The organism is Acetobacterium wieringae, from assembly GCF_001766835.1.
Taxonomy (GTDB): domain Bacteria; phylum Bacillota; class Clostridia; order Eubacteriales; family Eubacteriaceae; genus Acetobacterium; species Acetobacterium wieringae.
In genome coordinates this window covers 62,563-70,581 of the sequence record NZ_LKEU01000015.1, presented here as the reverse complement: position 1 = coordinate 70,581, position 8,019 = coordinate 62,563, and the positions used below count along the sequence as shown (strand labels likewise).

Below are 8,019 nucleotides of genomic sequence, written 5' to 3'. Positions count from 1 at the left end.
CTCCTTTCAGGTTGATAGATTTGTTTTTGAGCAACTCAATTTTATCACAATCTGGTGAGGAGTTATATTTTTTTAGGTTAAAAATATCCCGCTATTATGCGGGGTTTGGCGTTTTGCAAACGCCTAATTGAATCAATTATTGGAGGAGGTGCCACAGTATGATCGTAAAAATGTATGCAGATCTGGTAGAACAGCAATTGCGAGCACTGACCGAAGCGGATGCGACAGCATGGAATTGCCCGATGGTACCGGTTATTTACCGGGCAAGAGTAGAAGCAGAATTGGCAAGCAGACAGGCAGCGTAGGCTGTTTTTTTATTTCCAAAAAGAAAGGATGATCAAATGAGATATTTTACAGACAACCCCTTAGTTTCAAGCGTTTTTACGGCAGTAGTAGGATTTGTGACATGGCTTCTAGGAGGGTGGGATACATTGATGTGTGTTTTGGTTGCGCTGATGGCTTTAGATTATATCACCGGGTTAATGGTGGCGTTCCAGAACAAAGAACTGTCCTCATCCATTGGGTTAAAAGGACTGTTTAAAAAGGTGGCTGAGTTGGTCGTGGTCATGGTGGCCGTTCAGATTGATATTGCCACCAACCAGGGCGGATCATATTTTAAAAACATCGTCTGCCTGATGTTCATTGCCAATGAAGGGCTGAGCATCTTGGAGAATACCGGAAATTTGGGCGTTCCCCTCCCGGAAGCTCTTACCAAGGCATTAAAACAGATTGGAAACAAAGCAGAACTTGAAAAAGAAAGTGAAGGTGAATGAAAATGGCAAATACGTTACTGTATAAAGTACATGTCGAAAATAAAGGTTGGGGCGCTTGGGTCCAGGAAGGGCGCTTGGCCGGTACAGTCGGCCAGGGATTACGTATTGAAGCGATTCGAATCCAGGGAGTTAAGTGTTATCGTGTCCACGTCGAGAACATCGGCTGGATGGATTGGGTTAAAGAAGATGAGATTGCCGGTACCGTTGGCCTAGGCCTGAGAATAGAAGCAATTGAGATTGAATGCGAAAACCTGAATTATCAGGTTCATGTGCAGAATGTCGGATGGTTGGATTTTGCCAGAAATGGAGAAATGGCCGGTACAACTGGTGGGGGTCTGAGAATTGAAGCGATCCGGCTATTAAAAAGTGATGAACCAATCAGCGTCGATGATCACCGTTCTACATTTGTAATAGCGCCTGCGCCTGTTCCGGTACCGGATCCAACGCCGATGGCATCTGTACAGGGTAAGAAGTCAGGAAAGATTTATCTGGCGGTTGGGCATGGCGTTTCAAGCGACGGTTCGTGGGATAGTGGATGTGTAGATGGCCAATATACCGAAGCGGATTTAATGCTGGGCATCGGGAAGGTAGCTGCAGCAAGATTACGTGATATTGGTTTCACGGTCCTGACGGATGCTGACACCGATAATGATAAAAACATTGCCGTTTGCGTCAACGAAGCGAATTCGTGGGGAGCCGATATTTACGTATCGCTACATTGTGATTATAATCAGGCTCCGTCCGGAACGCTACCAATTGTCTACCCTGGGAGTGGCGACGGAATCCGGATTGCAAACTGTCTGATTGCTTCAGCTCAAGTTCGTCTGGGGCTCGGTACCCGGGGCGTGATCCAGCGAGATGATTGGGAAGTCGCTGACACCGGCATGGCTGCCTGCATTTTTGAAACTGGCGGTGTTCGTCAGGACATCGGATTACTGACCAACGCTTCAGCATTTGGTGAGGTCGTTGCTCAAGGCATTTACGATTGGTTTTAAGATATATGTAGGTCTTGACGTTTTGATATTGAAAATATAATGATCTTGACCGTAAATTTGTCATGCAAGTTTCACGGCCACCTTCGGGTGGCCATATTTAATATTTAGGAGGAAAAATGAATAGTTTTATACCATGGGTTGGCGGGAAACGCCTGTTAAGAAAAACAATAATTGACATGTTTCCAAAGGACTTTGATCGATACATTGAAGTCTTTGGCGGTGCCGGATGGGTGCTCTTTGCAAAAGATAAGCATGCCGATCTGGAGATTTACAATGATTATGATGGTCAGCTGGCCAATTTGTTCCGGTGCGTGAAGTATCATCGGGATGAGGTGAAAAAGGAAATATCCTGCGTCCTCAATTCCCGGGAGTTCTTTGACGATTTCAAATCACAGCTTGATATGCGAGGATTAACCGACATCCAACGAGCTGGGCGGTATTTCATGATCATCAAAACATCATATGGAGCCGATAGAAAAACCTTTGGAGGGACTAAGAAAAACCTGATGAAAAGCACCGATTACCTGAGTGAGATCAGTGATCGGCTGAATGGCGTGGTGATTGAAAACAGAGACTTTGAGCGGATCATCAAGGTTCATGATCGACCTAATGCTCTTTTTTATTTAGATCCACCCTACCATGGGACAGAAAAATATTATCAAACTGGATTTAGCGATGCCGATCATATAAGATTAAGAGATTGCTTGAAAGAAATCAAAGGAAAGTTTATATTGAGTTATAACAATGATGATTTCGTCCGGGAATTGTACCAGGGTCTTAATATGATTGAAATCAGCCGGAGAAATTCGCTGCTTGAACGGTATGATGGTAAAGATAAAGAATACAAAGAAGTAATAATCACGAATTACTAAAAATTTACCTTATATTAAAGAGCCTTACGGTGTGAGGGCTTTTTGGTATGAGGTGACATTTTTAAACTTTTGTTGATATAAATTATCATAAACAATCTTGATTTAGATTGATAAAATTTCGAATTTAGGCTATAATTTAAGGAAGGAATGTGGAAGAATAAGGAATGAAAAGTAGGATGATAAATTTAATATTAGAAGATGGTACTGAGTTAAAATCTTTTAAAATAGATGAAGTTGATTTGAAAGATATTAGGAATTCGAATGGGAACAGCATTATTGATACTAAAATTACAGAGCAGATCAGTATTGAGCTGAAAAAATGTGAAGATAATTATATTGGCACAATATCAGTTGAATCTAAGCAAATTATAGATAGCAATTTACGTTTTAATAGGTGTAAAAGATGCGAATATCTTGAAGAATCACGAGAAATTAAAAAATCATGTGATGAGGATCTTAACAACTATAGCGAAAAATATATTGGAAAAATTGTTGTGGTTTTGGAAAGTCCTCATGTGAAAGAGTATGATTTCATAAGAAAGGGAAAAAGGATTCCAATTCCAGCAATTGGAAATTCAGGAAATAGTCTTCAAAATAACTTCGAAGAAAATTTCAAAAGGATTTTCGAAAATGATGACATAAAGGATGGAGTTTATTCGATAATTTTATGTAATGCAATTCAGTATCAATGCAGTTTAGGCGTAAATACAAAAAAATATAGAGACCGATTATTTATAGTTCTATGGTTTATGGCTGAACTAAATAAAAATTTCTTAAAACGAATTAAATCTTACCAAGCAGCTATTGTAATAAATCTTTGTACCAATGGAAATCATGAAAAAGACCCATTGATTGACAAAAACAAGCAAATAAAACCTTATCTTGAAACTGAATATAAAGATAACTTCATATCTAAGTATAAAAAATCAACAAGTATAAAAAATTTGAAGGGCTTACAAAGAGATGTTCAATATCAAATTAATGAGATAGTAAAAGATAATAAAGCGTGCTTGTTTTACAGTGGCAGTCATCCAAGTATAAGGAAAAACTGGCAAATAAAGAAACTATAGTTACTGCAGGAATTTGTTAAATTAAAATATTCACTTCTATATTCCAGTGGTAACTTTGAGAGCCACTATTTAAAAGATATTGTATTAATGACAAAAGAAAGGGTATTATAGATACTTGATATTTTCAATTAAATCTGCTTGGCGGTGCGATTATTGATAACGGACTAATTGTCAATAAAATAAAAATGAATTAGAAAGAGGGTACTAAATGTTTGATAGTGAGTTAGAAATTCATGAAAAGATTTATCGCAGTTCGATTATTATTAAATTTATATTGTTTCTACTGTTACCTGTTACGTTTTTGTTAACAGTATCTACAACGGTATCAACAATAGGATACAGTATGTTTAGTTTTTACTTTTTGCTTTGGTTATTAGGACCGTATTTGGTTATTTGGGGCATTGTAAAAACTATTCAAAAGAGTATAAAAGAATATTGCGATCCTATCCTAGTTGGAAAATTTGAAAGAAATGATAAAGCTGTGAATATTGGATTTATTACCGCGTACGTTGCTGGATATTTGATTTCACTTTTCTTTGTTTTAGTTTGAAAAAATATGTAATTAAATGCTGTATGCAGAATGTGGAGCTATTTTCGGATTCTGCTATTAGTATAGAATAATCTCGGTTTATCAACCAGTTTAGACTTACTCAAAGTGAATTTTGGTAATTATTGAGGTGTGCTAATTAAATATACGATTAGAATCGGAGGTAAAAATGAGCTATAATAACTTTTTTACAAAAGATACTTATAGAAGCTTTTATAATAATTTAAAAAATGAACCTTTAGTAGAAGCAATTTATAATTTCATTTTTTGTGATACCAGCGCAGTAAGCATGATTACTTCGACAAAAAATGGACGTCCTGCTCTGGAAGGGATCCTTTTTGAAGTAGAATTATTTTTGCAGATTGCTGTTGATTATAATATTGTGACACTGCTTGATGATAACGTTCCGAGTGATAGTTTAAAGCAATGCATTGGAACAATGGTAAAAGACGTATTGGAATTATATGGATATAAAACTGAATTCAACCCATCAAGAGCTTTACCCATAAATGGAGGTAAATTTATTATGAGTGCTTCAAGTTACAAAAAGATTATATAATTTTACATACACTACTAGTTAAATTTTGCCCCCTATTTTGCCCCTTATTCTTTAAAAATAGAAAAAACAGATTAATCAAAAAACCCCAGAATATAGGCATTTGTGAATGCTCGAAAATTGCAATAAACAAACTCTGATATTTCAGTAGGTCGGGGGTTCGATTCCCCCCGCTAGCTCCAGTAAAAAATAATATTTAGTTAAAAGAATGGCTTTAATTAGCGGTTCTTTTTTTTTATTTTTTGAATTATGTCTCCACCAAAAGTGTGACCTACTTGAAAAATCAAAAAACTCTGGCTATTTTACCCCTATTATTTGTCGTACTTGTAGCCTACTTTTTGTCGTACTTTTCACAATGTCAAATTGGTTAAACTTACATGAAGGTCGTCAAGATCGTCAATTATATGCTGACCGAAATCAATGCAGGATATCTTTACAAAAACAGACTGTTTCCCAATAATCAGGACACGCCACAAGGCGGTATTATCAGTCCAACACTGGCAAATATGACACTTGATGGAATGGAAAATATAATTGCTGCAAATTTTTGGACAAATAAACACGGTAAAATTGATAAAAAACATCATAATACCTATCAGATCAATCTGGTGAGATATGTAGATGATTTTGTTGTGACCACCAACAGTAAAGAAAAAGCCTATGAAATAAAGACAGTACTTGAAGCTTTCATGTCAGAAAGAGGCTTAACTTTGTCGGAGGAAAAAACAGCAATAACACACATCAATGAGGGCTTTGATTTTCTGGGCTGGGAGTTTAGAAAATACAGTCAAAAGCTAATCATAAAATTGAGCAAAAAATCCATAAAGAAAATAATCAAAACAATTAGTTCCATTATTAAGGAAAACAAAACCTCAAAATAGGAAACTTTAATTCGATCAACCCAATTGTTCAGTCAGCAATCAAATGGTATATCAAACCGACGGATACATATCTCCGGTGTTTGCCCAGTTTAAGTCGTTTGTGGAAAGCACACTGAATCAGGAACATGAGTAATTATTAAATATTGATATCAGAAGAAGCTGATTATCACTGATAAAGTCCTGCTTGTTGTTGGCTGCTCGTAAGATGAAGTTCTTTTAAAAATCGTATGAGAGAGCCGTTTTGGTTCTCTTTTTTATCTGAAGGTGGGGAGAAAGCGAAAAACCCACGATCTGGGGGATTATTTAGTGCTATATCGGGTGAAAATTATTGACACTACGATCTTGTTGCTTACCTGGGTAGTGTCCTTACATGATCTACTAACCGAATTTTTGCACAATCATATGTATTAGGATTGTTTTGACAATCCAAACATGTTATGGTTATAACTGAGAATTAAAAACATCCAGAACAAGCAAAAAACAGCCTAAGAATTAAAATTGACAGGAGAAAACAATGAAACGACTTATTTCCCAACTCATTCTTTTTCGGGATAATGATGGAGACAATTTACTGAATCAGATAGGACAATTGTATTCGAGCTTTAATAGCGGGAATGAATCGACAGATTGTCTGATCGAACAAAGTTATCGTTGGATAAAAAAGCTATTGGTAATAGCGACGGACTATGGTTTTGATCAAAATCTCTGGCATGCATATTTGACCTTTGAGATGATCACTAACGAAAATCCGTTCACGCTGACTTGTGAAAAGATGGGAAAGAAAGCGGGCAGTGTGAATGTTTTTGCCAGAAATGATTGTACAATCTTTAAAGAATTGTTTGATTTTGATTTTTCCCCACTGGAAGCGGCATTGGGTATTGATTGCTTTAGTCGCATTTCGAATTACCAGGCGATCCGAAAACCAGAATTTATGTACAACCAGAATGTCAGTCAAAAAGTTGGGGAATTATGCCAAACTCTGGAACAGGCAAAAAACGGTGACGATTTTTTTGAAGCGCTAACCTGTTTTTATGCCAGCTATGGTGTTGGAATGTTTGGCTTGAATAAGGCGTTCCGGGTTTCAGCCGGTGAATCGGATAAAACGTTGTTCTTTCAGCCTATTAACAATATGGATAAGGTGATGCTGACGGATCTGGTAGGCTATGAATTACAGAAACAGAAATTGCTTGATAATACCCGGGCCTTTGTTCAGGGAAAAAAGGCCAACAACGTCTTGCTGTTTGGGGATAGTGGAACCGGAAAATCGACAAGTATTAAAGCAATCATCAACGAGTTTTATGATCAGGGATTACGGATGATTGAAATCTACAAGCATCAGTTTCGGGATTTATCAGCGGTAATTGCCAAAATAAAAAATCGGAATTACCGTTTCATCATATACATGGATGATCTGTCTTTTGAAGAATTCGAAATCGAATATAAATTTCTGAAGGCTGTCATCGAAGGCGGCGTTGAAACGAAGCCAGATAATATTTTAATTTACGCGACTTCGAATCGACGTCATTTGATCAGGGAAACCTGGAATGATCGGGATGATATACAAAAAAATGGTGAGATTCACCGTTCAGATACAATGCAGGAAAAAATGTCATTGGTAAATCGCTTTGGAGTAACAATATTTTTCGAGCGACCCAGTCAGAAGCAATTTTTTACAATTGTTGAAGAACTTGCCCGGAAAGAAGGGTTGAATTTACCGGAAGAAGAACTGCGAATGGCCGCAAATCAGTGGGAAATGATGCATGGTGGTATTTCAGGTCGAACGGCGCAACAATTTATTAATCACTTATTGACTGTTGATTAAATTAAATAATTACAGACATCATCCAGAATAAGCCACTTGTATGTCCTGGTGAATGTGACACCCTTTACGACTACACAGTAATCATTTATTAACCAGACGAACAAATTTTTTAGACCAGAGACTGTTTGTCTGAATCTTTAAATTACTACTAGAAATCCGCCGATCACGTGTGTGGCTGGCGGATTCTGTGTATTAAGAAGCGAAAAAATTGGCGAGTGGTAAAATTGGCGGTATTTTATTCAACCTTACCAAAATCACCATTTATTAAACCAAGAATAATTTTTCCTATTTTTTCTGGAGCGCCAGGATCCAGGGGGTATACCCAATTGTCATAGAAATCTTCAACTTCACCATTAATTAGAATGTTTTGAATGGCTTCTCTTTTTGCCACCATCAAGCCATCTTGAAGGATTTCAAGATGATCGTCGTTTTTTATGATCGTGATTGTTAATTCGGTTTGCATTGTCGGCTCCTTTCGATTTACACTATACGTTTCGGATAGT

Annotated in this window: 10 protein-coding genes; 9 read left to right on the top strand and 1 reads right to left on the bottom strand. The window is 37.0% G+C overall.

What is annotated here, in order from left to right:
- Positions 1-158 precede the first annotated feature (158 nt).
- From ACWI_RS18945 to ACWI_RS03855, 9 genes are all read left to right on the top strand, one after another.
- Positions 159-305, top strand: coding sequence for a CD1375 family protein (locus ACWI_RS18945; protein WP_175440890.1), 147 nt, complete (start codon positions 159-161; stop codon positions 303-305).
- A gap of 36 nt (positions 306-341) precedes the next feature.
- A complete protein-coding gene (locus ACWI_RS03890; RefSeq protein WP_070370122.1) occupies positions 342-773 on the top strand; it encodes a phage holin family protein in 432 nt (143 codons plus the stop codon).
- A gap of 2 nt (positions 774-775) precedes the next feature.
- The gene (locus ACWI_RS03885) at positions 776-1,768 is read left to right on the top strand and encodes an N-acetylmuramoyl-L-alanine amidase (RefSeq protein WP_070370121.1); all 993 of its coding nucleotides are present in this window, start codon (positions 776-778) and stop codon (positions 1,766-1,768) included.
- A gap of 116 nt (positions 1,769-1,884) precedes the next feature.
- Positions 1,885-2,640, top strand: coding sequence for a DNA adenine methylase (locus tag ACWI_RS03880; RefSeq protein ID WP_070370120.1), 756 nt, complete (start codon positions 1,885-1,887; stop codon positions 2,638-2,640).
- 164 nt (positions 2,641-2,804) lie between these two features.
- Positions 2,805-3,710, top strand: a complete 906-nt coding sequence (locus ACWI_RS03875; protein ID WP_070370119.1) for a hypothetical protein — start codon at positions 2,805-2,807, stop codon at positions 3,708-3,710.
- 208 nt (positions 3,711-3,918) lie between these two features.
- Positions 3,919-4,260: a hypothetical protein gene (locus ACWI_RS03870; protein WP_070370118.1), complete on the top strand. Its 342-nt coding sequence runs from the start codon at positions 3,919-3,921 to the stop codon at positions 4,258-4,260.
- A 166-nt stretch (positions 4,261-4,426) separates the two neighbouring features.
- Complete coding sequence (locus ACWI_RS03865; RefSeq protein WP_070370117.1) at positions 4,427-4,816, top strand: hypothetical protein; 390 nt, start codon at positions 4,427-4,429, stop codon at positions 4,814-4,816.
- Positions 4,817-5,217: 401 nt separating this feature from the next.
- A complete protein-coding gene (locus ACWI_RS03860; protein ID WP_175440891.1) occupies positions 5,218-5,694 on the top strand; it encodes a reverse transcriptase domain-containing protein in 477 nt (158 codons plus the stop codon).
- A gap of 514 nt (positions 5,695-6,208) precedes the next feature.
- Complete coding sequence (locus ACWI_RS03855) at positions 6,209-7,516, top strand: ATP-binding protein (protein WP_070370115.1); 1,308 nt, start codon at positions 6,209-6,211, stop codon at positions 7,514-7,516.
- Positions 7,517-7,751: 235 nt separating this feature from the next.
- On the opposite strand, the gene ACWI_RS03850 is transcribed toward ACWI_RS03855, so the two are convergent.
- Positions 7,752-7,979 (bottom strand): hypothetical protein, encoded by a 228-nt coding sequence (locus tag ACWI_RS03850; protein ID WP_070370114.1) that lies wholly within the window; start codon positions 7,977-7,979, stop codon positions 7,752-7,754.
- Positions 7,980-8,019 lie beyond the last annotated feature (40 nt).

Bases quoted from the DNA above. Each gene is read 5' to 3' on its own strand.
- ACWI_RS03890 (WP_070370122.1), top strand. From the start codon at position 342: ATGAGATATTTTACAGACAACCCCTTAGTTTCAAGCGTTTTTACGGCA.
- ACWI_RS03850 (WP_070370114.1), bottom strand. From the start codon at position 7,979: ATGCAAACCGAATTAACAATCACGATCATAAAAAACGACGATCATCTT.
- ACWI_RS03860 (WP_175440891.1), top strand. From the start codon at position 5,218: ATGCTGACCGAAATCAATGCAGGATATCTTTACAAAAACAGACTGTTT.
- ACWI_RS03855 (WP_070370115.1), top strand. From the start codon at position 6,209: ATGAAACGACTTATTTCCCAACTCATTCTTTTTCGGGATAATGATGGA.
- ACWI_RS03865 (WP_070370117.1), top strand. From the start codon at position 4,427: ATGAGCTATAATAACTTTTTTACAAAAGATACTTATAGAAGCTTTTAT.
- ACWI_RS03880 (WP_070370120.1), top strand. From the start codon at position 1,885: ATGAATAGTTTTATACCATGGGTTGGCGGGAAACGCCTGTTAAGAAAA.
- ACWI_RS03875 (WP_070370119.1), top strand. From the start codon at position 2,805: ATGAAAAGTAGGATGATAAATTTAATATTAGAAGATGGTACTGAGTTA.
- ACWI_RS18945 (WP_175440890.1), top strand. From the start codon at position 159: ATGATCGTAAAAATGTATGCAGATCTGGTAGAACAGCAATTGCGAGCA.
- ACWI_RS03870 (WP_070370118.1), top strand. From the start codon at position 3,919: ATGTTTGATAGTGAGTTAGAAATTCATGAAAAGATTTATCGCAGTTCG.
- ACWI_RS03885 (WP_070370121.1), top strand. From the start codon at position 776: ATGGCAAATACGTTACTGTATAAAGTACATGTCGAAAATAAAGGTTGG.